Source organism: Dyella sp. NPDC103356 (assembly GCF_055584465.1).
This window is the reverse complement of record NZ_JBVJLZ010000005.1, coordinates 198,570-224,739: the sequence shown is the minus strand read 5'-3', so window position 1 is coordinate 224,739 and position 26,170 is coordinate 198,570. Positions and strand designations below refer to the sequence as shown.

Below are 26,170 nucleotides of genomic sequence, written 5' to 3'. Positions count from 1 at the left end.
TCGCTTCATGCGTCAGCCCGCACGCCTCGTCGCTTCGTTTCCCGCAGTAAGCATTCCCTCGTCGGTCAACGGCTTGCCGATCGAAGTGTCGCTGATCGCGCAACTGGGACCGGGTGCCGGCGATCAGCTCTACGTTGGCGTAGCCGCAAGACAGCGCGCGCACCCTGAGTTTGTCGACGCGTTTGACGAGCCTTCGACCCGGCTGGGCGCCAGCGATTTTTCCAGGCAGGATCCAACCGCGCTCTATACATTTACCGTGGGCCCGGGCGGGCACCCGTTTCACCGGCACGCGGGACATCGCGTCTTCACCGCCATTTCCGGAAGCAGCGGCGCACAGCTGCGCTTTTCCACGGCACCCTACGAGCCGCTCGTCAGCGACCCTTCGCTGTTTTTCCGCACGCTGCACTTTGTCGACATTCCACCCGATTGCCTGTTCACGGTGAGGTTCGGCGGCGACACCTGGCATCAGTTCGTACCGCTTAACGAGAACGCGGGACATCCCGCTTTTTTTGCGCTCTCGTGCCACACGAACGAACTCGGTGGGGCACTGTCCCCGGAAGTTTACGATCAGATCCAGCGCGGCGACGCATCGATCCCTGCCCTGACCGAGCTATTGCCGCAGGAAGTGATCGCGCTCATGGACGCCATGCCCATGCACCGGCGCCATGTTCCGACGACGCGTCTTGCGCTTGATGCTGCGCCCGAGTCCTTGCTCAGTCGCTTCTGCAGCCGCGTACGCGCGATGCTGGGCGGCTTTCGCTATCAGGCCGTTCGGCTCCAGCACAGCAACGGATTCCTCTCTGCCACCGGGGGCACGCTTAGCGTAACGGCTGAGACGACGCCCGCAGCGGACTCCTTGCTGCTCACGCAGCTGAGCGATGGGCTCCATCATCAGGACAGCTTCTGCATCCAGCTCGGTAAGATAAACACGCCCGATGCTTCGGCCACGCAATGGCTCAGCCGAGTGCTCGACGGCTTCGTGGAGAATCCACCGTCCAGCGTGTCGCGCATGATGGCCGTCCGAAATGCCCTGGTGCGGCCATGGGGGCTGCGAACCTCCCGATTGGGATGTCCCGCATCCTCACTGCTGTCGCGACTGGATGGGCAGGTTTTCAATCGAAGACATCCCGTGCTCGCTCAGGCAGTCGATCAACACGACCGCCATGCGCAGGTCATCCTTGGCGCCGACGACAAACATCTGCGTTTCCGCTCCTGTGTCGGCGTGCGCATCCTCGCGGACGGCCAGGTCGAGGTCACGCTAGGCACTCGCGTTCACTGCAAAAACCGCTTCGGCCACTTCTACATGGCCATGATCGAATCGGTGCACCGTCGCCATGTCAGCCCGACCATGTTGCGCATGGCGACCGAGCATGCCTTTCCAACCACTGCACAGCCTCATTAAGCCCGGGCCAGCGCGTTGGCCGCACAATGATGCGATCATGTCCACATGACCGACTTCAGCACCCTCCCCCTTAAACCCGCCCTGCTCGCCAGCGTGGAAACGCTCGGCTATAGCGAAATGACACCCGTACAGGCCCAGAGCCTGCCGCCGATGCTTCAAGGCCGCGACGTCATTGCGCAGGCCAAGACCGGCAGTGGCAAGACCGCCGCCTTCGGGCTCAGCCTGTTGCACAGCCTGGACGTCGATACGATTCGGCTGCAGGCGCTGGTGCTGTGCCCGACCCGCGAGCTGGCCGATCAGGTGAGCAAGGCGATCCGCAAGCTCGCCGCATCGATTCCCAATATCAAGCTGTTGACCTTGTGCGGCGGCATGCCGCTTGGGCCGCAGCTCGCATCGCTCACCCATGATCCGCATATCGTTGTCGGCACGCCCGGCCGCATCCAGGAACACCTGAAGCGTGGCAGCCTGCACGGTGGCGGCATCAAGGTGCTGGTGCTGGACGAAGCCGACCGTATGCTGGACATGGGCTTCTCCGAAGCGATCGACGACATCGTCGGGCGGATCGCCAAGCATCACCAGACGCTGCTGTTCTCGGCCACCTATCCGGAAGAAATCCGCGACGTCAGCCGCCGACTACAGCGCGACCCGGTGGAAGTGACGGTAGAGGCACCGCACGAAGAGACCACCATCGAGCAGCGGTTTCACGAAGTCGATCCCGCGCAGAAACTCGACGCACTGGCCCAGCTCCTTGCCGGTGAGCATGCCGAGCACGCGCTGGTGTTCTGCAATATGCGCCGCGACGTCGACAGCGTCACTGCCGAGCTGGACAAGCGCGGCTTTTCCGCACTGCCCCTGCACGGCGATATGGAACAGCGCGATCGCGATGAAGTACTCGTGCAATTCGCCAATCGCAGTTGCTCGGTACTGGTCGCCACGGACGTCGCGGCACGCGGGCTGGATATCGCTTCGCTGCCGCTGGTGATCAGCTACGACATCGCCCACGATCCGGAAACGCACACACACCGCATCGGTCGCACCGGTCGCGCCGGCCAGAGCGGCCATGCAATCACACTGGTCACGCCGCGCGAATTGCCCAAGGCACGCAATATCGAGGAAACCCATGGTCAGGCCATCCCGTGGCGGCCATTGAAGATCGCGCCACCCAAAGGCAAGACCTTGCACCTCGCTCCCATGAAGACCCTGGTCATCGACGCCGGCCGCCAGGACAAGCTGCGCCCCGGCGATATCCTCGGCGCGCTCACCGGCGATGCCGGGCTTGGTGCGGACGATGTCGGCAAGATCGATGTGTATGCGACGCGCGCTTATGTGGCCATTCGCAGGCCGCTTGCCAATAAAGCGCTTGAGCGGTTGCGTGCGGGCAAGATCAAAGGGCGTAATTTCCGCGTGCGTCCGCTGGGCTGAATGACGTCGCTGGGCCCCGGCCTTCGCCGGGGCGACGGTGTGGCGTGCTTAGAGGTCGATCGGCTTTCCTGATTGACGCGACTCACGCAATGCCACTGCGATACGCGTAGCTTCAGCGGCATCTTCGAGCGTGAGATCGAATGGCTTGTTGTCGAGCACGGCGTCGACAAAGTGAACGCACTGCGCCTGGAAAGCCTCCTCGAAGCGCTCGAAGAAACTCGGTACGGACAGGCTGCGCACGCCATAGGCGTCGGCGATCTCTACGCGGTCCGCTCGCGGGTTGCGCCCCACGCTCAGTTTGCCTGCTGTACCGATGATGTCGGTATGCGTGTCGTGACCGTGTGCCTGCGTGCGCGAGGCGTAGAACATGGCCATGCTGCCGTCGACGAACTCGCAGACGGCAGCGCCGTTGTCGATGTCGCCGATGGGCTCGAGTTCCGGATACATCGCCGCGGTGCCGATGGCGTAGACGCGCTTGACGGCGGGACGGCCAAGTAACCAACGGGCGAGATCGATGTCGTGTACTGAGCAGTCGAGAAACAGGCCGCCGCTGGTCGGCGCGAACTTGACGAAGGCACCCGTCGGGTCGAGCTTGTCGGCGGTTTGCGAGTACACCATGAAGGGTTTACCGATGCCGCCGGCTTCGATACGCGCCTTGGCATCGCGATAACTGGCGTCGAAATGACGCACGAAGCCCACCATCGCGCGCAGCTGCGGATAGCGCTTGGCGTGTTCGACGGTATGCAGGCAGGTGGCCAGATCGAGCGATAGCGGCTTCTCGCAGAAGACGTGCTTGCCGGCATCTAGTGCTTGCTCGATCTGCTCGGCGTGCAATGAGGTCGGCGTGACCAGGAACACCGCATCGAGCGCAGGATCGGCGAGCATGGCGCGGTAGTCACTGTAGTGGCGCGATACACCGAGGGTGTCGCGCGCCCAGGCGACTTCTTCGTCGACCGGACTGCATACGGCGTCGAGGCTGGCACGCGGGACCGTGCGCGCAAGGTTTTCGGCATAGCGGCGGCCAAGTCGGCCCAGGCCGGCGAGGCCGATGCGGAGGGTGGGGTTGCTCATGGCGATCTCACATACCCATAGATGAGGATTTTTGTGGGACCGACCTCAGGGAACCTCGAATGGCCTCGGTTTTTCCTATCGTCTTCCCGGCGGTGGCATCGGTTTTCATTTTTTGCGATAGAGCTGACTTTGCAGGCTCTTGCGACAACCGATTGCAAAGCCACTGGGTTCCGGCCTACGCCGGAATGACGAGAAGGTGGTTATTCGAGGTTCCTTGAAGTCGCTCTCACAGGAAGGCTGGACTCAGGCTTAGATCGAACACTCCAACGCTTTGCCCTCGCGCCACGACTGCGTCGCCAGCTCGGCCAGCTCCAATGCCTTGATGCCGTCTTCGATCGTGGTACGCACCGGCGTGCCGTTAACCAGTGCGTCGAAGAAGTGCGCGATCTCCAGTGCATAGGCGTCGCGGTAACGCTCGAGAAAGAACGCCTCCGGCTTGTCGCTGCTGATGTTGTGCTCGTTCCACGCGACCACCTGCGTCGGCCGCACGTTGCCTGCTTGCAGCAGCCCCTTGCTGCCTAGCACTTCGAAGCGCTGGTCGTAACCGTAGGCGGCGCGGCGCGAGGTATTGATCTGACACAACGCGCCGCTGCGCGTGCGCAAGGTGACGGCGGCATGGGAGATATCGCCTGCCGCAGCAACTTCCGGCAACCCGGGACAGCCACCTGTGGCATGCACGCTGACCGCCTCGCCGCCGAGAATCCAGCGGAAGATATCGAAGTCGTGAATCAGCATGTCCTTGAACACACCGCCCGAATGCGCGATGTACGACGCCGGTGGCGGTGCCGGATCACGGCTGGTAACGATCAACACTTCCGCCTCGCCGATCTCTCCTGCTTCAAGGCGCGACTTCAGTGCTGCGAAGGTCGGATCGAAACGACGCTGGAAACCGATCATGCAGGTCACGCCGGCATCCTTGACGGCCTTGGCGCAGGCGCGTGCGCGCTCGACGTCGAGGTCGACCGGCTTCTCGCAGAAGATCGCCTTGCCCGCCGCCGCCGCGCGCTTGATCAGATCGGCATGCGTGTCGGTACTCGAACCGATCACCACCGCACCGACTTCTTTATCGGCCAGCGCTTCTTCGACGGAAGCAACGCGTGCGCCATGCTTTGCCGCCAGGGCTTCGGCCGAAGGCGCGTGCACGTCGACCACGTAGCGCAACTTTGCGCCCGGGTGCCGCGCCACGTTGCCTGCATGGATGTTACCGATGCGGCCGGCACCGAACATGGCCACTTCGATCTGCTTAGTCATCGTATTCTCCAGGATGTGCGGTTTCTTCGACTTTCAATTCGAGCTTGTAGGCCAGCGCGACAAACAACGCCTGGCATAGACAGATGGTGCTGGTGAGCGCGCGAAAGGCGAACGCGCTGCCTTCGTTAACTTTCAGGGCCACGGTGGAATCGCGCGCCAGCGGGCCGAGCGCGCTATCGGTGATGGCGAGCACTTTCGCCTTGTGCTGATGCGCGACACGCGCGCAATAAAGCGTTTCCTTGCCGTAGGGCGGAAAGCTGATCGCGATCATCGCGTCGTTCGGACCAATGCTGCGGATTTGCTCGCGGAACATGCCACCCAGGCCGCTGACCAGATGCACGCGCTTTTGCGTGTGCTGCAACGCATAGGCGATATAGCTGGCGATGCTGAAAGTGCGACGTACGGCGACCACGTAGATGTTGTCCGCCTTCATCAACAGATCGACGGCCGCCTCGAACTGGGCCGCATCGAATTCCCCGGCCAGCTCGTCCAGGCCCACGCGGCTGGCATCGATAAAGCGCAACGCCATCTGGGCGGTACTGATGGGCGCGCTTTCGTCCGCAATGACCTTGCGAATGCGCTGCTGGTAGCTGCGCGCCGGGGTGGTGGCCTCGGTGTAGTCGCTGCGGAACACCGCCTGCATCTCCGTAAAGCCGGAGTAGCCAAAACGCTGGGCAAACCGCACCACCGCCGACGGATGGACCCCGCTACCGTCGGCGATCTCATTGATGCGTTGCACCATTATGTTGGCGCGCTGCTGTTCGAGATAGGTCGCCACGCCTTGTAATTGGCGGGGCAAGGCGTCGAACTCGCTGGCAATGCGTTGCAGCAAATCGTCGACCGCGCTCCGTTTGCTCATAGGTGCTCCATGGGTCTTTAGGGAAGCCATGCCATCCAAGCGTCGCCATTCCAAAGGCGGGCTATTCGACCCGCGGCGAGGGATGTTATGCACCACATGGAATTTTTCTTCCAGTTTTTTTTATTGTGCAATGCAAATTGCAAAATCCGTTGCGGCGTACCTATGCTCGTCCAGCCCTCATCGACGCCCACGTCCCTTCGTGGCGTCTCCCGTAACCCAAGCCGGCCCACCAGCAGGCCGGCACATTCAGCGGAGGCTTGATATGCGCGTTCGGAAGATTTCGTTGTGGCTCGCAACCCTTATGGCAGGAGCCATGGCGTTGCCGGCGGCCAGCATCGCCGCCGACGGCCCACACGCGAACGAGCGGTACGTCCTGATCAGCCATGCGCCCGATTCGGATTCCTGGTGGAACACCATCAAGAACTCGATCAAGCAGGCCGGCGAGGATTTCGGCGTCCAGGTCGACTACCGCAATCCGCCCAACGGCGACCTTGCGGACATGGCGCGCCTGCTCGAGCAGGCGGCCGCGCGCAACTACAACGGCGTCGCCTTCGATATTGCCGACTACGACGTGCTGTCCAAGCCGGCCATGCGCATCACTGCCAAGGGCATCCCGGTAGTGACGCTCAACTCGGGCACCGACGATGAAAGCAAGAAACTCGGCGCGATCCTGCATATCGGCCAGCCTGAATACGATGCCGGCAAGGCCGCAGGCGAACGCGCCAAGGCCGCGGGCGTGAAGTCCTTCGTCTGCGTCAACCACTACGCCACCAACGTCGCCTCGCTGCAGCGCTGCAAGGGCTTCGGCGATGCGATCGGCGTGGATTACCGCGGTTCGATGATCGATACCGGCGTCGACCCGACAGTGGTGGCGAGCAAGGTCGGCGCCTATCTGCGCAGCCATCCCGATACCGGCGCCGTGCTGGCACTGGGCCCGAACTCCGCCGAGCCGACCATCCAGGTGCTCGAACGCATGGGCAAGGCCGGCAAGCTCTACTTCGGCACGTTCGACTTGTCGCCGGCGATCATCGACGCGGTCAAGAAAGGCGAGTTGAATTTCGCCATCGATCAGCAGCCGTATCTGCAGGGCTATATGTCGGTCGCCGCCGCGGTCATCGCCTATGAAGACAAGACCAAGGATCCGGCCGCGATCATCGCCAAGCTGAAGGCCAATCCGAAGTTCCAGCAGCGCCTGAAGACCTACGGCCTTGAGCCCATCTACACCGCTGACGGCGTACGGTCGGGTCCTGCCTTCGTGACCAAGGACAACGTCGCGACCGTCGAGAAATACGCCGGTCAGTACCGCTAAACCCGTGGCCGGGCGATGCAGCACGCATCGCCCGGCCGCGCAGTCGCAAGTTTGGAAAGCAGGTAACTCATGAGTGCGATAACTCCCTCCATGACCCAAAGCATCGGCAAGAACCCGGCAGCCAAGGCCGACGAACGCATCCGTCGCATCTCGCCCTGGCGCGCCCTGCTCAATCGCCCCGAGTTCGGCTCGATCGCCGGCACCGTATTGATCTTCATCCTGTTCGGCGTGTTTGCCGGCGACTCGGGCATGTTCAATCTCGACGGCGTGATGAACTGGTCCACCGTCGCCGCCTACCTGGGCATCATTGCCGTCGGCGCATGCGTGCTGATGATCTCAGGCGAATTCGACCTGTCGATCGGCTCGATGATCGGCTTCGCCGGCATGATGATGGCGGTTCCGGCGATGTTCCTCGGCTGGCCGATGTGGGCGTCGATGCTTTTCGCCTTCGCCGGTTGCATGGCGCTGGGCTGGCTCAACGGCTACCTGGTCGTGCGCACGAAACTGCCGAGCTTCATCGTCACGCTGGCTTTCATGTTCATCCTGCGCGGTCTCACCCTGGTGCTGTCCACGCATTTCTCCAACAGCACCATCGTCAGCGGCGTAGGCGACAAGCTCAGTGCCGATCCGGTCGTGCATATCCTGTTCCAGGGCACCACGCTACACGGCCTGTTCGGCTGGCTGGGCAACATCGGCCTGATCGAGAAACTGCCCAATGGCGAGCCGGTCGTCGGCGGCCTGCCCAAGGTGCTGCTGTGGTGGCTGGGCGTGGCGGTAGTGGCTGGCTTCATCCTGTCGCGCACGCGTTTCGGCAACTGGATCTTCATGGTCGGTGGCGACTCCAACGCGGCACAGAACGTGGGCGTACCGGTGCGTCGCGTCAAGATCAGCCTGTTCGTGTTCACGGCGTTCTGTGCCTGCCTGTTCGGCGTGCTGCAGGTGGCCGACGTGGGTTCGGCAGCGGCCGATCGCGGCTTGCAGAAGGAATTCGAAGCCATCATCGCGGCGGTCATCGGCGGCGCCCTGCTGACCGGCGGCTACGGTTCGGTACTGGGTGCCTGCTTCGGCGCGCTGATCTTCGGCGTGGTGCAGATCGGCATTTCGTACACCAACTTCGATTCGGATTGGTATCGCGTGTTTCTCGGCGGCATGTTGTTGCTGGCCGTGCTGTTCAATCACTACATCCGCTCGCGTGCAACGACCGGCAAATAGGGACTGGCCATGACGACTGAAACGAAAGACGATTACATCCTGCAGCTGGAAAACATCAGCAAGTACTTCGGCACGGTGATCTCGCTGCAGGACGTCACCCTGCGCCTGCGTCGCGGCGAGGTGCATTGCCTGCTCGGCGACAACGGCGCGGGCAAGTCCACCCTGATCAAGACGCTGGCCGGCGTGCACAAGCCGAACAAGGGCCGTTATCTGGTCGAAGGTGAAGAGGTCCATTTCACCTCGCCGCGCGAGGCGCTCGACAAGGGCATTGCCACGGTCTATCAGGATCTCGCCCTGGTGCCGCTGATGAGCGTGGCACGCAACTTCTTTGCCGGTCGCGAGCCGATGAAGAAGCTGTTCGGCGTGATACCGGTAATGGATATCAACCATGCCGCCAGCGTCGCTGAAGAAAAGCTCAGCGAAATGGGTATCCACGTGCGCTCGCCGCACCAGCCGGTCGGCACCATGTCCGGCGGCGAACGCCAATGCCTGGCGATCGCGCGAGCGATCCACTTCGGCGCCAAGGTGTTGATTCTCGATGAGCCCACCGCGGCGCTCGGCGTCAAGCAGAGCTGCAATGTGCTCAAGCTGATCCACAAGGCGCGCGAGCGTGGCATCTCGGTGATCTTCATCACGCACAACGTGCACCACGCCTATCCGATCGGCGACAGCTTCACCCTGCTCAACCGCGGCCAGTCGATGGGCACGTTCGCCAAGGAAAACATCAGCAAGGAGGAGGTGCTCGACATGATGGCCGGCGGTACCGAGATACAGAGCCTGTTCAACGCATTGGAAGGCCGCGACGCGGCCTGACGGTTGCGGCGGGAGACGAGTAGCGAGGGCGCGGCACCCCTCCTGGGCCGGCGGCAATAAAGCCATTCCCTGTCGATGGCATGTCGCACGACCCGGCCGCGAACCGCTACTCGTCTGCCCAGCCGCCCTGCCGGCACAACGCCGGCATCCCTATTGAAGAAGCCCTCCGCAATGAATGAACGTCAATACGATCTGATCTGCCTCGGCCGCCTGGCCGTGGATTTGTATGCGCAACAGCCCGGCGCCCGCCTTGAAGATGCCTCCAGCTTCGCTAAGTACCTGGGCGGCTCATCGGGCAATTGCGCGTTCGGCACGGCGCGCCTCGGCTTGCGCTCGGCGATGCTCACGCGCGTGGGCGACGACCATATGGGCCGTTTCCTGCTCGATACACTGCGCAGCGTCGGCTGTGATGTCAGCCACGTACGCACCGATCCGCAACGCCTGACCGGCCTGGTGCTACTCGGCATCAAGGATCGCCAGACCTTCCCGCTAGTCTTCTATCGCGAGAACTGCGCGGATATGGCGATCGAGGCGGCGGATATCGATGAGGGCTTCATCGCCTCCTCGCACGCGCTCGCGATCACCGGCACGCACTTCTCGACGCCCGGCGTGCACGCGGCAAGCAGCCGCGCTCTCGACTATGCACGCAAGCATGGCGTGCGCACCGTGCTGGATATCGACTATCGCCCGGTGCTGTGGGGCCTGACCGGGCGCGGCGACGGCGAAACACGCTTTATTGCCAACGACGGCGTGACCGCGCACTTGCAGAACATCCTGCCGCAGTTCGACCTGATCGTCGGCACCGAAGAAGAGTTTCATATCGCTGGTGGCAGCGAGGACCTGATGACGGCACTGCGCAACGTGCGCAAACGAACCCAGGCTACCCTGGTCGTGAAACGCGGCGCACAGGGGTGCAGCGTGATCGAAGGCGATATCCCGCAACGGATCGACGACGCACCCACCTTCAACGGCACCCGCGTGGAAGTACTCAACGTACTCGGTGCAGGCGACGCGTTTATCTCCGGCTTTCTACTCGGCTGGCTGCGCGACGAAAGCATCGAACGCTGCTGCACCTACGCCAACGCCTGCGGCGCCATCGTCGTCTCGCGCCATGGCTGTGCGCCGGCGATGCCCAGCCGCGAAGAGCTGGAGTATTTCCTTGCCAACGCCGAGCGCCTGCAGCGTCCGGACCGCGACGACGAGCTGGCGCACCTGCATCGTGTCTCCGTGGCACGCCCGCACTGGGACGACCTGCACATCTTCGCCTTCGACCATCGCAGCCAGTTTTTCGAACTGGCCCGCGAATGCCACGCTATCGAAGATCGCTTGCCGCGCCTCAAGCAGCTACTGATCGAAGCCGTGGCAAAAACCGAAGCGGCCCTGGATCTCAAGCACCGTGTTGGTGTGCTGACTGACCAACGCTACGGCCAGGACGCGCTCAATGCCGCCACCGGTCGTGGCTGGTGGATCGGCCGGCCGGTCGAGATGCCCGGCTCCAATCCGCTGGAATTCGAATATGGCCGCTCGGTCGGTACGCAATTGGTCAACTGGCCTGCCGAGCATGTCGTGAAATGCCTGGTGCCGTTCGACCCGGACGGTGCACCGGAGAGCCGTTTGGAACAGGAAACGCAGCTACTTTCACTGTACGACGCGGTCAAACAGAGCGGTCACGAGCTGCTGCTCGAAGTGATACCGCCAGCCAATCCGAACGCGGTCGGCACACCGGGCGAGCGCGTGCTGCGCGCGATGAAGCGCATCTACAACCTCGGTATCCGACCCGAATGGTGGAAGCTCGCGCCGGTGACGGCCAACGACTGGAAAGCGATCGACGCCTTGATCGCCGAACGCGACGTCCATTGCCGCGGCGTGTTGCTGCTTGGTCTCAATGCGCCGTTCGAAGAACTCGCCGAAGGGTTTGCCGCTGCCGCGCATAGCGCGAGCTGTCGTGGCTTCGCGGTGGGTCGAAGCATCTTTGTCGACCCCGCGCGCGCCTGGCTACTCAACGAGATCGACGACGCCGAACTGATCGAGCGCGCCTCCGCGCAGTTCAGCCAACTGGCCGCGCTTTGGAACAAGGCGCGCAAGCAGCGCGCGACGGATGCCAAGACCCTGGGAGCCGCTGCATGAGCGCAACGGCTCGCTTGACGATGGCGCAAGCCCTGGTGCGTTATCTCGCTGCGCAGCGCATTGGCGACGAAGAAGGCCATGCCGTGCCGCTGTTCGGTGGTGTGTTCGCGATCTTTGGCCACGGCAATGTCGCCGGCCTCGGTGAAGCGCTCTATCAGCAGCGCGATGCCCTGCCGACCTATCGCGCGCACAACGAGCAGGCGATGGCCAATGCCGCCATCGCATACGCCAAGGCTCAAATGCGTCGACGCATGATGGCGGTCACCACCTCGATCGGCCCCGGCGCCACCAATCTGGTGACGTCGGCAGCGCTCGCGCATGTCAACCGTCTGCCAGTGCTGTTGCTGCCGGGCGATATCTTTGTCTCGCGCGCGCCCGATCCCGTGTTGCAGCAGCTGGAAGATTTCGGTGATGGCACGGCCAGCGTCAACGACTGCCTGCGCCCGGTGTCGCGTTATTTCGATCGTATCGTCAAGCCGGAACAACTCCTCACCGCACTGCCGCGCGCGATGCGCGTGCTCACCGATCCGGCACTGTGCGGCCCGGTCACGCTGGCCTTGCCGCAGGATGTGCAGGCCGAGGCATTCGACTGGCCGGAGAACTTCTTCGCCGAACGCATTCACCACATTCGCGAGCAGCCGCCGTCGACCGAGGACATCGCCGAAGCGACCATGGCGCTTCGCGCCGCCAAGCGTCCGGCGCTCATTGCCGGCGGCGGCGCCCTGTATGCGAATGCAAGTGAAACCCTGCGTGCGTTTGCGGAAAAGCACGGCGTTCCGGTCGCGGAAACACAGGCCGGCAAGGGCGCGTTGGCCTGGGATCATCCTCTGCAGTTGGGCCCCGCTGGCGTCTGTGGTTCGACCGCCGCCAATGCCTTGCTGGCCGACGCCGATGTGGTTGTGGCTGTCGGCACGCGTTTGCAGGACTTCACCACCGGCTCCAACGCGTTGTATGCGAACGCTCGCATCATCACCTTGAACGTCAACGGCTACGACACCCTCAAAGGCGGCGGCGTAGAAATACAGGGCGATGCCAAGCTGGGGTTGCAATCGCTATCGGATGCGCTGGGCCAATGGCAAAGCGACCGTAGCTGGCAACAACACGCTGCCGAGCAGGCGCGGCAATGGTCGGACATCGTCACTCGCATTACCGGACGACGCGAACTACCCACCGGCACGTTGCCCTATGACGGCGAGATCATAGGCGCGGTACAACGCTCGGCTGCCACATCGGCGCGCGACGATATCGTGGTCTGCGCCGCCGGCACGCTGCCGGCCGAACTGGAAAAGCTGTGGCGCACCTCGACACCCGGTGGCTACCACATGGAGTACGGCTACTCCTGCATGGGCTACGAGATCGCCGGCGGCCTGGGCGTGAAGATGGCCAAGCCGGATCGCGAAGTGATCGTGATGCTCGGCGACGGCAGCTATCTGATGCTCAACGCCGAAATCGCCACGTCGGTGATGCTTGGCCACAAGCTCATCGTCATCGTACTCGACAACGGCGGCTACGGATGTATCAATCGCCTGCAGCAGGCGTGCGGCGGCGCGCCGTTCAACAACATGTTCGACGACTGCCTGCAAGGCGACGAGGGCATGCCGAAGATCGACTTCGCCGCCCATGCACGCGCGATGGGTGCATCGGCCGAGCATGTAAACAGCATCACCGAACTCGAACAGGCGCTCGTGCGCGCGCGCGCTTCAAAGCATACCTATCTGATTTCGATCGATACCGACCATCGCCGCACCACTGAAGAAGGAGGTTGCTGGTGGGAGGTGGCCGTGCCGGAAGTGTCCGAGCGCGATGCCGTGCTCAAGGCACGTCGCGAGTACGACATCGCCAAACAACAACAGCGGCCTGGGGCCGCCACAGGTAAGACGGATGGCAACTAAAGAATTCCAGGTCAGGATCGGCATCAATCCGATCAGTTGGAGCAACGACGATCTGCCCTCGCTCGGCGGCGAGACGCCACTGTCGACGGCGCTCACCGAAGGCCGCCAGATTGGCTATCAAGGTTTCGAGCTGGGTAACAAGTTCCCGCGCGATCCGGCCGCATTGCGCGAACTGATGGCCGGCTATGGCCTCGATGTCGTCTCTGGCTGGTATTCCGGCCGCCTTGCAACACGCTCGGTAGAAGAAGAGATCGTCGCAGTCGAAGGTCATCTGCGCCTGCTCGCCGAGAATGGTTGCAAGGTGATGGTGTACGGCGAAGTCGCCGATTCGATCCAGGGCGAGCGCGGCGTCCCGTTGTACAAGCGGCCGCGCTGGATGAACGACGACGAGTTCAAGCGCTACGGCGAACGCCTCACCGCCTTCGGCAAACACCTGCTGAAGTCCGGTGTGCGCCTGGGTTATCACCATCACATGGGCGCATACGTCGAAGCGCCAGACGATATCGATCGCGCGATGGCATACACCGGCGACGAGGTCGGCCTGTTGTTCGATAGCGGTCATGCCTATTTTGGCGGCGGCGATCCGCTGGCGATTCTCACCAGACACATCGACCGCGTCTGTCACGTGCATTGCAAGGACGTCCGCCCAGCGATCATTCGCCATGCACGCAATCGCCAGTGGAGCTTTCTCGACTCGGTATTGAATGGCGTGTTCACCGTGCCCGGCGATGGTGCGATCGATTTCGAAGCGATTGTCGGCGTGTTGCGCAAACACGGCTACCAAGGATGGCTGGTGGTCGAAGCGGAACAGGATCCCGCCGTCGCGCCGAGCTACGCCTATGCCGATCTGGGGTACCGCACTTTGCGTGCACTGGTCGATGGCAAGCCGCTCAAAGAGGTGGCGTGATGCGCGCATCGCTTCGAATACTTTCTTGGGAGACGCTCACATGAGCTTGTTGGTCAAGGCACGCGAAGGACGCGACATCGTCAAGGTGACGCCAGCATCGGCGGGCTGGAAATACGTCGGCTTCGAAGGCTATCGTCTCAAGGCAGGCGAAGCGTTGGAGATCGAGCTACCCACCGATCGCGAAGGCTGCCTGGTCGTACTGACTGGCAAGGCCGATGTCACCGTCGGCGCGGATGCGTGGACGAATCTCGGTGGTCGCGCCAGCGTGTTCGACGAACGCTCGCCCGATGCGGTCTACGCACCGCCGGGTTCGCGCTATCGCATCGATGCGCATGACGACGTCGAACTCGCGCTCGCCACCGCACCCGCCAGCGGCAAGCATGCCGCGCGACTGATCGCCGCGGCGCAGATGAAACGCTCGGTGCGCGGACAAGGCACGAACACGCGTTACGTCTGCGACATCCTTCCACAGACCGAACCGGCCGAATCGCTGCTCGTCGTCGAGGTCGTCACGCCGGCCGCGCATTCGTCCAGCTATCCGCCGCACAAGCACGACAGCGACAACGTACCGGTGGAAAGCTCGCTGGAAGAGACCTACTACCACCGTATCGATCCGCCGCAAGGCTTTGCGTTCCAGCGCGTGTATACCGATGCGCGCGACCTGGATGAATCCATGGCCGTGGGCGATCACGATGTGGTGATGGTGCCACGTGGTTATCACCCGGTGGTGATGCCGCATGGTTATCGTGGCTACTACCTCAACGTGATGGCCGGCCCGCGCCGCGAATGGCATTTCAAGAACGATCCCGCGCACGACTGGCTGATGCCGCGCTGATCACGTCGACAGGAAATTCACATGTCTGCACAACCTAATACGCATACCCAACCCTCCGCGATCGGCCACTACATCGATGGACGCATGCAAGCGGGCGCCGGCAACAGCGCGCCCTCGTACAACCCGGCAACCGGCGCCGTGATCGGCGCGGTTGCTCTCGCTTCGGCACAAGACGTCGATCAGGCCGTAAAGGCCGCCGAAGCCGCCTTCCCGGCGTGGTCGCAAACGCCGCCTTTGAAGCGCGCTCGCGTCATGTTCCGTTTTAAACAGCTCATCGAGCGTGATATGGACAAGCTCGCCGCGACGATCACGCGCGAGCATGGCAAGGTCTTCTCCGACGCTCAGGGCGAATTAGTACGTGGCCTGGAAGTGGTCGAGTACGCTTGCGGCATCCCCGAACTGCTCAAAGGCGACTACACCGAGCAGATTGCCAACGGTATTGACGCGTGGACGATGCGCCAGGCGCTGGGTGTATGCGCGGGCATCACGCCGTTTAATTTCCCGGCGATGGTTCCGATGTGGATGTTCCCGATGGCGATCGCCTGCGGCAACACCTTCGTACTGAAGCCGTCCGAACGCGATCCCACCACCTCGTTGATGCTGGCCGAGCTGCTGACCGAGGCCGGGTTGCCCGACGGTGTGTTCAACGTGGTCCAGGGCGACAAGACCGCGGTCGATGCCTTGCTCGATCATCCGAAGGTCAAGGCGGTGAGCTTCGTCGGCTCGACCCCGATCGCCGAATATATCTACGCACGCGGCACCGCCAGCGGCAAACGCGTGCAGGCATTGGGCGGCGCGAAGAATCACATGATCGTGATGCCCGATGCCGACATGGACAAGACCGTCGACGCCTTGATGGGCGCGGGCTTCGGTGCCGCCGGCGAGCGCTGCATGGCGATTTCGGTGGTCGTGGCGGTTGGCGAAGAGACGGCAGACACCCTGGTTACCCAACTCGTTCCGAAAGTGCGTGCGCTTCGTGTAGGCGAAGGCATGAACGATGCGTCGGAAATGGGCCCGGTGATCACCTCGCAACATCGCGAAAAGATTGTCGGCTATATCGACGACGGCGTTATCAGCGGCGCTGAACTGGTGGTTGATGGACGTGAACATCGCGTCGCCGGATTCGAGCAAGGTTTCTTCCTGGGCGGTACACTATTCGACCGGGTTACACCGGCCATGCGTATCTACAAGGAAGAAATTTTCGGCCCCGTGCTCTGTGTCGTCCGCGTGCCGGACTTCGCCACGGCGCTGAAGCTCATCGATGAGCACGAGTTCGGCAACGGCACCGCCATCTTCACGCGCGACGGACATGTCGCGCGCGAGTTCGCGCATCGCGTCCAGGTCGGCATGATCGGCATCAATGTGCCGATTCCCGTACCGATGGCATTCCACAGTTTCGGTGGTTGGAAAAAGAGCCTGATGGGCGACCACCACGCACACGGCCCGGAATCGGTCCGTTTCTATACCCGGCAGAAAGCGGTCACCCAACGCTGGCTGTCCGGTGGCGCAGGAGGAGGCGGCGCGCAATTCGCCATGCCCACCCACTGAGCCGTCCCCACGACACCCCACGCCCCCATGGAGTCATGTGATGGATCTCAAACATAATAAAAAGCCGCTTGCCGCGTGCACCCTGCTCGCACTGCTGGGACTTGCCGCGGCACCCGACAGCCGTGCGGATGACAGTCCGTATCTGTTTGGCGACTGGAACGGCACGCGTACCCGCCTGGAACAGGAGGGCATCAAGTTCGACTTCGGCTACGGGTTCGAAGCGGCGCATAACTTCACCGGCGGCACGCGCAGCCTCACCCGCTATACCGACCAATGGAAGTTCGGCGCCAGTCTCGACCTGGACAAGCTTTGGGGTTGGTCCGGCGGCAAGTTCGACATCTACGTGACCGACCGTAACGGTCGCAATCTCGGTGCCGACGCCAATATCGGCAACAACCAGCTGATCCAGGAAGTCTATGGCCGCGGTCAGACCTGGCATATCACGGTGTTCGCGCTGGACCAGAAATTCTTCGACGACAGGCTCGAATGGCGCATCGGCCGTTTGCCGGTTGGCGAAGACATGGCCAGCTTCAGCTGCGACTTCGAGAACCTGACCTTCTGCGGTGCGCCTCCGGGCAATATTGTCGGCGACTACTGGGTCAACTGGCCGACCAGCCAGTGGGCCACCTGGCTGAAGTTCAAGACCACCGATACGACCTACGTGAAGGTCGGCGCGTATCAGGTCAACCCCAATTACGTGGATGACGCCTGGGCGCGCCGCAATGGCTGGAAGCTCAACTTCCCCGGCGGCACCACCGGTGCGCTGATGCCGGCCGAATTCGGCTGGACGCCCAATGCCAACGGCCTGCCCGGCACCTACAAGATCGGTGGCTGGTACAACAATTCCGGCGGCAAGGATCTCTATCTCAATACCGATCGCGAACCGTTGGCTCTCGCTGGTGGCACGGCGCTGCAACGCAGTGGCCGCTACGGCGGTTTCCTGGAAATGATGCAGCAGGTCAGCGGCGATGCCGGCGGTGCGGGCACGACGGTGTTCTTCAACTTCTCCCAGGCCGACAAGTTCACCTCGGCCACCGATCGCCAGATCGCGATGGGCGCCGAATACAAGGGCATCTTCAACCGTCCGCGCGACATGGTCGGCTTTGCCGTCGGCGCCACGCACGCCAACGGTCGCCTGGGCGACTACCAGCGTCAGTACAACGCGCTTAATCCGACTTCCCCGGTCAAGGTGCTGGACGGTTACGAGTACGTCTCGGAGCTGTTCTACAACTGGTCGCCGATCGCATCGATCAACCTGCGCCCGAACCTGCAGTACATCCTGCACCCGGGCGGCACGCGCCAGAACAGTAATGCCTTCATCCTTGGTCTCAAGACCAGTATCGCGTTCTGATTGTTGCTCCGTGCTTGCGGGCGCCCCCTCACCCCAACCCTCTCCCCCGGCGAAGCCAGGGGAGAGGGAGTCCACTGAGGGAACCTCGATGTTTCGCACTTGCGCTGCCTGCTCCCTCTCCCCTGGCTTCGCCGGGGGAGAGGGCTGGGGTGAGGGGGGCTCCAGATCCTCACAACATTCGAACCGATCCACGCACTTCACCTATAAACTCCGACAGGTTTTCACCCATCGGGGATTCTCCATGCGCCGTACCGCTCCTCTCCTGCTCGCCCTTTGCGCGATGCCGGCATTTGCCGCCGATCCCGCGTTGCCCGCACCACGCGAACAGGCCGCACTGCACGCACTGGCCACGGCACCGAGCGAAGCGGAGCTGCGCGCTACGATCGAAAAGCTGGTCGGCTTCGGCACCCGCCACACGATGTCCGATACCACCTCCGACACACGCGGCATCGGCGCCGCACGCCGCTGGGTCAAGACGCGTTTCGAAGCGATTTCGCGCGAATGCGGCGGCTGCATCGAAGTGGTCACGCCGTCGCAAAGCTTCAGCGGCAAACGTGTGCCGCAACCTACCGAAGTCATGGACGTGGTCGCGATCAAGCGCGGCAAGGGCGACCCGAAACGCGTCATCGTGATGACCGGCCACCTGGACTCGCGCGTCACCGACGTGATGAACGCCACCAGCGATGCACCCGGTGCCAACGACGATGCCTCCGGCGTAGCGGCGCTGATCGAAGCGGCACGCCTGCTATCGAAGGGCGATAACCAGGCCACGTTGGTATTCGCCGCGCTATCGGGCGAAGAACAAGGCCTGTACGGCGGCAAGGTCCTGGCCGACTACGCGACAGCGCAAGGCTGGCAGGTCGAGGCCGATCTCAACAACGATATCGTCGGCAATAGCCGCGGCCAGAACGGCGTGAGCGATAACACCACGGTGCGCGTGTTCTCCGAAGGCACCAAGAGCAACGAAACCGACAAGCAGGCCAATTTCCGCCGCTATCACGGCGGCGAGGTGGATTCGCCGTCGCGCAATATCGCGCGCTATATGGAACAGCTCGCCAACGACTACATGCCCGACCTGCATGTGATGATGGTCTATCGCACCGACCGCTTCGGCCGCGGCGGCGATCAGGTGTCCTTTCTCGAAGCCGGCTATCCGGCCGTGCGTGTCACCGAGGCTCACGAGGATTACACCCGCCAGCACCAGGACCTGCGTACCGAAAACGGCGTGCATTACGGCGACACCATCGACGGCGTGGATTTTCGCTACCTGGCCCGCGTGACGGCCCTGAACACCATCACCATGGCCTCGCTGAGCCGCGCCCCGGCGCCGCCGACCGGCGTCGCCATCGATGGCGCGGTGAGCAGCGATACCACCGTGCAATGGAAGAAGCAGCCCGACGCCTCCGGCTACATCGTGCATTGGCGCGATACCACGGCGCCCCAGTGGCAGCACAGCCGCCTGGTGGGCGCGACCGACAAGGCCGTCCTCAAGGATGTGGTGATTGACGACTGGTTCTTTGGGGTCTCGGCGGTCTCCGCCGACGGCTACCAGAGCCCGGTGGTGTTTCCGGGCGATGCCGGCAGCTTCGAGCGCTCGCCACCGGCCGCTCCGGCAAAATAAACCCCTAGGGCGGGAACTGGCGCGGACACGGCCGGCCTGATAAAAAGACGCGCAGGGCCGCGCCGTGGGGGAACGGCCCTCTCACGTTAATCAGGGAAAATCATGACAAGCAAGTCCTTTCTGGCCGCGCTAGGCCTGCTGGCTGCGTTCGCCTTCTCGCCCGCCACCCATGCCGACACCGCTGACGACCAGGGCGATGCCAAGGTCGAGGCCTTTCTGAAAACGCTGCACCCGAAGACCGGCGACGTCAACGTGCCCGAGGCACAGGCCACCCTGAAACTCGGCAGCAACTATAGCTACCTCGGTGCCGACGACGCACAGCGCGTGCTGACCCAGCTATGGGACAACCCGCCCGATACCGAAGTGCTGGGCATGATCCTGCCCAGCACCGACCCGAAGGTATTGCTCGACGAGAAAGCGTGGGCGGTGGTGGTGACCTATTCCGCCGACGGCTACGTGTCGGACGAAGACGCCGCCAAGATCGATTACAGCGACATGCTCAAGGACATGCAGCAGGCCACCAAGGATGAAAATCCCGAGCGCCTCAAGCAGGGCTATCCGGCAATCGAACTGGTGGGCTGGGCCGAGCCGCCGCGTTACGACAGCTCGTCGCATAAGCTGTACTGGGCACGCAATCTGAAATTTAAGGGCTCCGACGGCAAGGACGAAAGCAGCACGCTTAACTACGCCATCCGCGTACTGGGTCGCCACGGCTATCTCTCGCTCAACGCGGTGGCACCGATGGCCGAGCTGGCGCAGGTGCGTGCGGATATGCCCGACGTGGTGTCGATGGCCGAGTTCGATGCGGGCAATCGTTACACCGACTACAACTCCAGCACCGACAAGCTCGCTGCCTATGGCATCGGCGCGCTGGTCGCTGGCGGCATCGCGGCGAAGGCCGGCCTGTTCGCCAAGCTCGGCGTGCTCCTGCTGGCATTGAAGAAGTTCATCGTGATCGGCATCGCCGCCATCGGCGGTGTCTTCGCCAAGTTGTTCAAGGGCAAGAAAGCCAACTAAGTCGTGACGACACCGCCGCGTATCACGCGGCGGTGTTCCCGCCTGGAGGAACGCACACGTGATTCCGCAGGACCGCCCCGAACCGACCATCGATTTCACGTCTGCGGTATTCGACGAACCGCCGGTACTGCCGCCGCCGGTACCAAAGGACTACGCGCATCCGCGCACCGCCGCGGCACGCAAGAAATCCAGCTACATCGGCGCACACTGGCGCGGCGAGTTGCCGCTCGCGCAATCGTATTGGATCAACGTCTTCCTGATCGGCTTTCTCCTGCTGATCGTGGAAACCATGATGATCCCGCTGTTGCGCGCCCAGCACCTGTCGCTGACCTCGCTGCTGGTTCTGCTGGCGATCTATACGCCTTTGCGCCTCGTTGTGACCGTGTGGCAGGTGGTCGGCACGTTCCGCTCGGCGGCTCTGAGTGGCAGCGGCTGGGCGGTCGTGGTCAACATCGTGATGATTTTCGTCGTGCTGGGCACGATCGGTAGCGGCATCACTACGGTCAAGAGCTTTCAGATGATTGCTCGCGCCGCCGTCGAGCAGCGCAGCATGAGCGACTTTACCGTCGGCCTTGCGCCCAATGGCAAGGGAATCCTGGCCAAGGGCACGATGGGGATCGGGTTCGCCGACGCGGTACAGGCAGCCTTTGCCAAGTATCCCGAACAGCGTCACTTGCTGCTGGACAGCCGTGGCGGCGACGTCGACAACGGCATGCAGTTGCATGACTATCTTGCCGCGCACGGCGATATCGTGGTCGAGGTCGATCACCTGTGCGCCAGCGCCTGCACCCTGGCGTTCGTCGGCGCCAGTCAGCGGCTGGTCGGACCGAACGCAGAAATGGGTTTTCACCAGATGCGTTCGATCATCGACAGCAATTATTCGAAGACCATGGTGAACACCCAGCAGGATAGCTTCAAGGGCTTCATGAGCAAGCTCGGCGCGTCGCAAAGCTTTATCGACATGGCATTTGCCAAACAAGGCGGCGATGTCTGGGTCCCGGACGGCAATACGCTGTTTGCCAATCACATCATTACCGGCGTGGCGATCGACGACCGTGTCATCGGCGAACACGACTGGCATGGCGAGCAGTTTCTGTACGCGTATCGAAAGGAACCGACGATGCGCAATATCGGTGTCGCGTTCGAACACCTGCGCAGCCAGCAACCCGATATCTACAACGCCTGGGCCGAACGCAATATGGCGATCCTGCGTCAAGCGACGCGGGCACAACGCATCGAAAGCTACCGTACCAATCTCTGGCAAACCTTGCGTGGTGGACGCGCCGTAGCGATGGCGCGTGCACCGGATGCGGCCGTGCGCTCGTTTGCCGTGCGCTATCGCGACCAGCTGGAAATGATACGCGACAAGGAATCGCTGCTGACTTGCGACCATTACCTGGATGGCACCGGCGTCGAACTCAAACACGTCAACACCGATTTCTACATCGGCACCGGCACCGCGTACGACGCCCTGTTTTCCGCGCCGCTAGGGACGAAGATCAGCGACCACGAACGTGCGGAAGGTACGCAGCTGATGATGGCGCAACGGCAAGCGATTCTGGCCGGTCAACATGTCACGGGAAGCTCGGTGACAGGACAACTGTGCCAACGGCAGATTGCCCTGCTCGGCCGCTTGATCGACACGCCCACACCGCAGGCGGCGTGGGCGCTACGCAGTTATTTCATTCGTTAGGCTGCGCCGATCAAGGCAGGCCTAGCGAGTGCAGGAACGTGTCGACAGCGCGCGTGTAGTCGGAGTCGCCGCCGAGCTCCGCATTGATCTGCGCATGTGTCAGCGCCTCAGGCAGCACCTGCGCGCGACCGCCCTTGTCGTTCACCGCCTTGGCGAAGGTTTGCGCCTGGGCGCAGGACAACAGCCGCTGCGATGAGCACACCAGGAGCATCGGCTGGGACTTTCCCTGCACGCGATCGAGCGGCGATACCTTGCGCCAGAACGCCTCGTCTTTACCAAATACGCGGTCGTAAAAGTCCGCGTGCGGCAGCGTCATGATGCGCGGCACGCTGTAGGCCGCACTGTCCAACGCGACCGTACCCAGCCACGCCTTGGCACCTTGCGCATAGGCAAGCGATGGATCGGCGGCCAGCAAGGCGACCAGATGCGCGCCAGCCGAATGACCTACCAGGGTCACGCGTGCACCGTCGCCACCCCACTCGACCGCATGCTGCTGCACATAGGCCAGCGCACCGGCCACGTCCTGGGCCTGCACGAAGGGATCGGCCGTCGGCACCATGCGGTAGTCGATCGAGACGAAGACATAGCCCTGCCCGGCCCAGTGCGCCTGCTTGCGCCCGGCGACGCCGGGATTGCTCTTGTTGCCGATCATCCAGCCGCCGCCGTGCACCATCACGATCACCGGCGCCGCATGAGCATGCGCCGGCTTATAGACGTCCAGACGCTGAGCCGGCGCATCGCCATAGGCCACATCACGCAGCACCACCGCGTCGTCGGCACGGACGGTGGCGGCCAGACCCAGCAGCAGCGACAACGTTAAACCGTAGAAGCGAAGCATCGGCCGATCTCCGTCTGGCAATCAGTGGCAAGGAATGGTCGCACCGGCGGCATTGGTGCAGCTACCGGTATGCGTCACACCATCCTTGGTGACCGTGGTCTGGCCGGTGTAGCTATTGCCGTTGGCTCCGGTCGCCTGCGTGGTGTGGGTGACACCCTGCCCGGTCGCGCCGGTGGTGGAGCCGTTATAGCTGCCGCCATTAGCGCCGGCCGCCTGAGTCGAACGCGAGAAGCTGCCGCTGCCATCCGCGTTGCGTGTAGCCGAACCGTTGCTGCTGATAGTGCCGCCGTTCGCACCGGTGGCGCGGAAACCCGACTGGTGCTGCGCCGAACCGTCTGCGTTGCGGGTCGTTTCGCCCGCCCGCGCCGCGGTGCCGCCATTGGTGCCACGCCAGGCTCCGGCACTGGCCGTGCGGGCATCGCCCTGCCCGTCCGTGACGGTACGCCGGCCGTGAATACCAGCCGCGCCGTTGGGGCCACGAAAACCCGCCACGTGTCCAGCCACGACGCCGCCACCGGCGCGAGCGCGGATACCGCCGGCGACCACGCGTCCGGCGGCGTCGGCCTGCGCGGCGCAACCCAGCATCAGACCCAGGGTGATACCTATCATCATCTTGTTCATGAACAACCTCCTCGATGTCGGGCGGATGCCCCGAGGTTGATCGTCGCCTCGTCCCCGCTTCCAGGCGTATCCCAAGGGCAAGCGAATGCAAACGGATATTGCCGTCGGCCGTTCTGGAAACATCTGCTTACAAATGCGCTCGCAGGGCGCCTGACAGCACGGCAGAATCGACCCATGACCGCCACGCCTTCACCTGTTCAGATCCTTATCGTCGACGACGACCGACGGCTGCGCGAGCTGCTGCAGCGTTATCTGGAACAACAGGGTTTCCAGGCCGGCTCGGTCGGCGACGGGCGCGAACTGGACCGTGAGCTGAGCCGCCGCCATGTCGACCTGATCGTGCTCGATCTGATGCTGCCGGGCGAGGACGGTCTGTCCATCTGCCGGCGCCTGCGCGGCCAGGGCGTCGACACACCGATCATCATGCTTACCGCACGCGGCGACGATGTCGATCGTATAGTCGGCCTGGAAATCGGTGCGGACGACTACCTGCCCAAGCCCGGCAACCCGCGCGAACTGGTAGCGCGCATCAATGCCGTACTACGGCGTGGCCGGCCGGCACCGGGAGCGCCGCTCGCCGATGCGGGCAGCGTGCGCTTCGGTCGCTTCGTACTGGAACTGGATACGCGCAGACTGCTGCGCGATGGCGAGTCGCTGCGCCTGACCACCGGCGAATTCGCCGTGCTTGCCGCGCTGGTGCAGCGTGCCGGGCAACCGCTGACGCGCGATCAGTTGATGAGCATCGCGCGCGGCCGCGAACACGATGCCTTCGACCGCAGCATGGACGTGATGCTCAGCCGTCTGCGTCGCCTGATCGAGGACGACCCCAAGCAACCGCGCTGGCTGCAAACCGTGTGGGGACATGGCTACGTGTTCGTCCCCGAAGGGAGCGCGCCATGACGGCCAAGCCAAGCGGACTATTTACCCGCCTGGCGTGGCTGCTGGCAGGCACGGTAGGCCTGGTCGTGGCGATCGGCCTGATCACGCTCAATGTCACCGGTAGCCGCCTGAGCAACGCGTACACCACACGCACGGTGGCCTTGCAGGTTTCTGCGGCCGATGTGTTGATCGCGCAGGGGCACGATAGCGAACTGGCCGGCCTCGGTATCGAGCTTTCCACCACTCCGCCGCAAGGGCATCCGCCCGCCCTGCGCGCCAATCGCAACCTGCTTGTCGAAACGCGGCTGCATTGGCCGCAGCGCCAGGCTTATATCGCCGGGCTGCGGCAACCGACGCTCTGGTTGAAAGCACTCTCGCCTTCCAATGATTGGATCGGCATACCGCTGATGGGACTGCGTGTGCCGCTGGTGCGCACGGCTGTGGTCACCACCGCATTCGCTGCCTTGATCGTGCTGCTGATGGCCGCGGCCTATGCACGCAGCCTTACCGAGCCATTGCGCAGGCTGGCTCAGGCGGCACCCGCGGTCGTCGCGGGCACGCCACTACCGCCGCTGCCCAAGCGCTCGGTGCGCGAACTGGTCGAGTTGAATGCCGCGCTGTCGCGCGCCGCCGCAGAAGTACGCAGCAATGCGCGCGAACGCGATGTCATGCTTGCCGCACTCTCGCACGACCTGCGCACGCCGCTGGCACGCCTTCGACTCGGCCTGGCCTTGTCGGGCGATGCTGTCGATACGTCGCTGCGCGAAGGGATGGAAGCGGACATCGATGCGATCGACGCGATGAGCGCGCAATTCATCGGCTTTATCCGCGATGGCAGCGACGAACCCGCATCGCCGGTGGACGTAGCGTTGTTATTGCGCGAGTTGTTGTCGCTCAATCGCGGCAATGGCGGCCCACCCTGGGAAATCGAGTCGCCGGATCACGCCGTCGTGCAGGGGCATCCGCTCGCGCTACGGCGTGCGCTGGACAACCTGATCCGCAATGCGCTGCGCCATGGCGACGCGCCGTTTCGTGCCGTGCTTGCGGTTGGGCCGGCGGAGATTCGCGTGAGCATCGCCGATGGCGGGCTGGGCGCTCCCCCGGACATAGTTGATCGATTGGGCGAACCGTTCGTGCGCGGCAACCAGGCACGTAGTGACGCCATGGGGAGCGGCCTGGGACTGGCCAGCGTCAAGCGCATTGCTACGCAACATGGCGGGAGCCTAAGCGTACGCAACCTGCCCCAGCGCGGCTTCGAAGCCACCCTGCAACTGCCTCGCTAAAAATCCCAAACCCCCTCCTACTCGTCATCCCGGCGCAGGCCGGGATCCAGTGACTTTGCAGTCGGCTATCGCGAGAGCCAACGAGCAGATGCTCTATCGCGAAAGCCGGAAACCGAAGTCACTGGGTCCCGGCCTGCGCCGGGATGACGATTGGAGGAACCGAGGTTTTTTTGAGGTTCCCTTCAGTCCACAGCCGAAACATTTACTTACAACCGCCAA

The 26,170-nt window shown here is 63.2% G+C and carries 21 protein-coding genes; 16 read left to right on the top strand and 5 right to left on the bottom strand.

The window, feature by feature from the left end:
* The first annotated feature begins 7 nt into the window (after positions 1–7).
* Together ACZ6WW_RS13515 and dbpA are read left to right on the top strand one after the other, a co-directional pair.
* Positions 8–1,402 (top strand): DUF2867 domain-containing protein, encoded by a 1,395-nt coding sequence (locus tag ACZ6WW_RS13515; protein WP_465274664.1) that lies wholly within the window; start codon positions 8–10, stop codon positions 1,400–1,402.
* A 45-nt stretch (positions 1,403–1,447) separates the two neighbouring features.
* Positions 1,448–2,824, top strand: a complete 1,377-nt coding sequence (dbpA, locus tag ACZ6WW_RS13510) for an ATP-dependent RNA helicase DbpA (protein WP_465274663.1) — start codon at positions 1,448–1,450, stop codon at positions 2,822–2,824.
* A 48-nt stretch (positions 2,825–2,872) separates the two neighbouring features.
* Here dbpA and ACZ6WW_RS13505 read toward each other — a convergent pair whose 3' ends face one another.
* The 3 genes from ACZ6WW_RS13505 to ACZ6WW_RS13495 all read right to left on the bottom strand — a co-directional run bounded on the left by ACZ6WW_RS13505 (position 2,873) and on the right by ACZ6WW_RS13495 (position 6,005).
* Complete coding sequence (locus ACZ6WW_RS13505; protein ID WP_465274662.1) at positions 2,873–3,895, bottom strand: Gfo/Idh/MocA family oxidoreductase; 1,023 nt, start codon at positions 3,893–3,895, stop codon at positions 2,873–2,875.
* Between the two features lie 249 nt (positions 3,896–4,144).
* Entirely contained in the window at positions 4,145–5,146 is a 1,002-nt protein-coding gene (gene iolG / locus ACZ6WW_RS13500; RefSeq protein WP_465274661.1) for an inositol 2-dehydrogenase, read from the bottom strand.
* Positions 5,139–6,005, bottom strand: a complete 867-nt coding sequence (locus ACZ6WW_RS13495; RefSeq protein ID WP_281851548.1) for a MurR/RpiR family transcriptional regulator — start codon at positions 6,003–6,005, stop codon at positions 5,139–5,141. The genes iolG and ACZ6WW_RS13495 overlap by 8 nt, the downstream gene beginning before the upstream one ends.
* 262 nt (positions 6,006–6,267) lie before the next feature.
* Between ACZ6WW_RS13495 and ACZ6WW_RS13490 the strand changes: the two genes are divergently transcribed.
* The 12 genes from ACZ6WW_RS13490 (at position 6,268) to ACZ6WW_RS13435 (ending at position 22,330) form a co-directional block, all read left to right on the top strand.
* Positions 6,268–7,314 carry a sugar ABC transporter substrate-binding protein gene (locus tag ACZ6WW_RS13490; RefSeq protein WP_465274660.1) on the top strand — a complete coding sequence of 349 codons (1,047 nt, stop codon included), beginning with the start codon at positions 6,268–6,270 and terminating at the stop codon, positions 7,312–7,314.
* Between the two features lie 69 nt (positions 7,315–7,383).
* On the top strand, positions 7,384–8,526 hold the full coding sequence (locus ACZ6WW_RS13485; RefSeq protein ID WP_465274659.1) for an ABC transporter permease: 1,143 nt from the start codon (positions 7,384–7,386) through the stop codon (positions 8,524–8,526).
* Between the two features lie 9 nt (positions 8,527–8,535).
* Positions 8,536–9,339, top strand: a complete 804-nt coding sequence (locus ACZ6WW_RS13480; protein ID WP_465274658.1) for an ATP-binding cassette domain-containing protein — start codon at positions 8,536–8,538, stop codon at positions 9,337–9,339.
* Positions 9,340–9,510: 171 nt separating this feature from the next.
* On the top strand, positions 9,511–11,466 hold the full coding sequence (locus tag ACZ6WW_RS13475) for a bifunctional 5-dehydro-2-deoxygluconokinase/5-dehydro-2-deoxyphosphogluconate aldolase (protein ID WP_465274657.1): 1,956 nt from the start codon (positions 9,511–9,513) through the stop codon (positions 11,464–11,466).
* The gene (gene iolD, locus ACZ6WW_RS13470; RefSeq protein ID WP_465274656.1) at positions 11,463–13,358 is read left to right on the top strand and encodes a 3D-(3,5/4)-trihydroxycyclohexane-1,2-dione acylhydrolase (decyclizing); all 1,896 of its coding nucleotides are present in this window, start codon (positions 11,463–11,465) and stop codon (positions 13,356–13,358) included. The genes ACZ6WW_RS13475 and iolD overlap by 4 nt, the downstream gene beginning before the upstream one ends.
* Positions 13,348–14,265 carry a myo-inosose-2 dehydratase gene (gene iolE, locus ACZ6WW_RS13465; protein WP_465274655.1) on the top strand — a complete coding sequence of 306 codons (918 nt, stop codon included), beginning with the start codon at positions 13,348–13,350 and terminating at the stop codon, positions 14,263–14,265. Before iolD ends, iolE begins: the two co-directional genes overlap by 11 nt.
* Before the next feature lie 40 nt (positions 14,266–14,305).
* Positions 14,306–15,100: a 5-deoxy-glucuronate isomerase gene (iolB, locus tag ACZ6WW_RS13460; protein ID WP_465274654.1), complete on the top strand. Its 795-nt coding sequence runs from the start codon at positions 14,306–14,308 to the stop codon at positions 15,098–15,100.
* A 21-nt stretch (positions 15,101–15,121) separates the two neighbouring features.
* Positions 15,122–16,648 (top strand): CoA-acylating methylmalonate-semialdehyde dehydrogenase, encoded by a 1,527-nt coding sequence (locus tag ACZ6WW_RS13455; protein ID WP_465274653.1) that lies wholly within the window; start codon positions 15,122–15,124, stop codon positions 16,646–16,648.
* A gap of 40 nt (positions 16,649–16,688) precedes the next feature.
* Positions 16,689–17,999 (top strand): carbohydrate porin, encoded by a 1,311-nt coding sequence (locus ACZ6WW_RS13450; protein WP_465274652.1) that lies wholly within the window; start codon positions 16,689–16,691, stop codon positions 17,997–17,999.
* A 241-nt stretch (positions 18,000–18,240) separates the two neighbouring features.
* Positions 18,241–19,620 carry a M28 family metallopeptidase gene (locus ACZ6WW_RS13445; RefSeq protein ID WP_465274651.1) on the top strand — a complete coding sequence of 460 codons (1,380 nt, stop codon included), beginning with the start codon at positions 18,241–18,243 and terminating at the stop codon, positions 19,618–19,620.
* Between the two features lie 102 nt (positions 19,621–19,722).
* Positions 19,723–20,637: a DUF2167 domain-containing protein gene (locus ACZ6WW_RS13440; RefSeq protein WP_465274650.1), complete on the top strand. Its 915-nt coding sequence runs from the start codon at positions 19,723–19,725 to the stop codon at positions 20,635–20,637.
* Positions 20,638–20,695: 58 nt separating this feature from the next.
* On the top strand, positions 20,696–22,330 hold the full coding sequence (locus tag ACZ6WW_RS13435; protein WP_465274649.1) for a hypothetical protein: 1,635 nt from the start codon (positions 20,696–20,698) through the stop codon (positions 22,328–22,330).
* Positions 22,331–22,340: 10 nt separating this feature from the next.
* Here the strand turns inward: ACZ6WW_RS13435 and ACZ6WW_RS13430 are convergent, their stop codons facing one another.
* Positions 22,341–23,168 (bottom strand): alpha/beta fold hydrolase, encoded by an 828-nt coding sequence (locus ACZ6WW_RS13430; RefSeq protein WP_465274648.1) that lies wholly within the window; start codon positions 23,166–23,168, stop codon positions 22,341–22,343.
* Positions 23,169–23,189: 21 nt separating this feature from the next.
* Positions 23,190–23,789, bottom strand: a complete 600-nt coding sequence (locus ACZ6WW_RS13425) for a hypothetical protein (RefSeq protein ID WP_465274647.1) — start codon at positions 23,787–23,789, stop codon at positions 23,190–23,192.
* Between the two features lie 174 nt (positions 23,790–23,963).
* Here ACZ6WW_RS13425 and ompR point away from each other — a divergent pair, with 174 nt between their 5' ends.
* On the top strand, positions 23,964–24,689 hold the full coding sequence (gene ompR, locus ACZ6WW_RS13420; RefSeq protein ID WP_465274646.1) for an osmolarity response regulator transcription factor OmpR: 726 nt from the start codon (positions 23,964–23,966) through the stop codon (positions 24,687–24,689).
* Positions 24,686–25,951: an ATP-binding protein gene (locus tag ACZ6WW_RS13415; RefSeq protein ID WP_465274645.1), complete on the top strand. Its 1,266-nt coding sequence runs from the start codon at positions 24,686–24,688 to the stop codon at positions 25,949–25,951. Before ompR ends, ACZ6WW_RS13415 begins: the two co-directional genes overlap by 4 nt.
* The last annotated feature ends 219 nt before the right edge of the window (positions 25,952–26,170 follow it).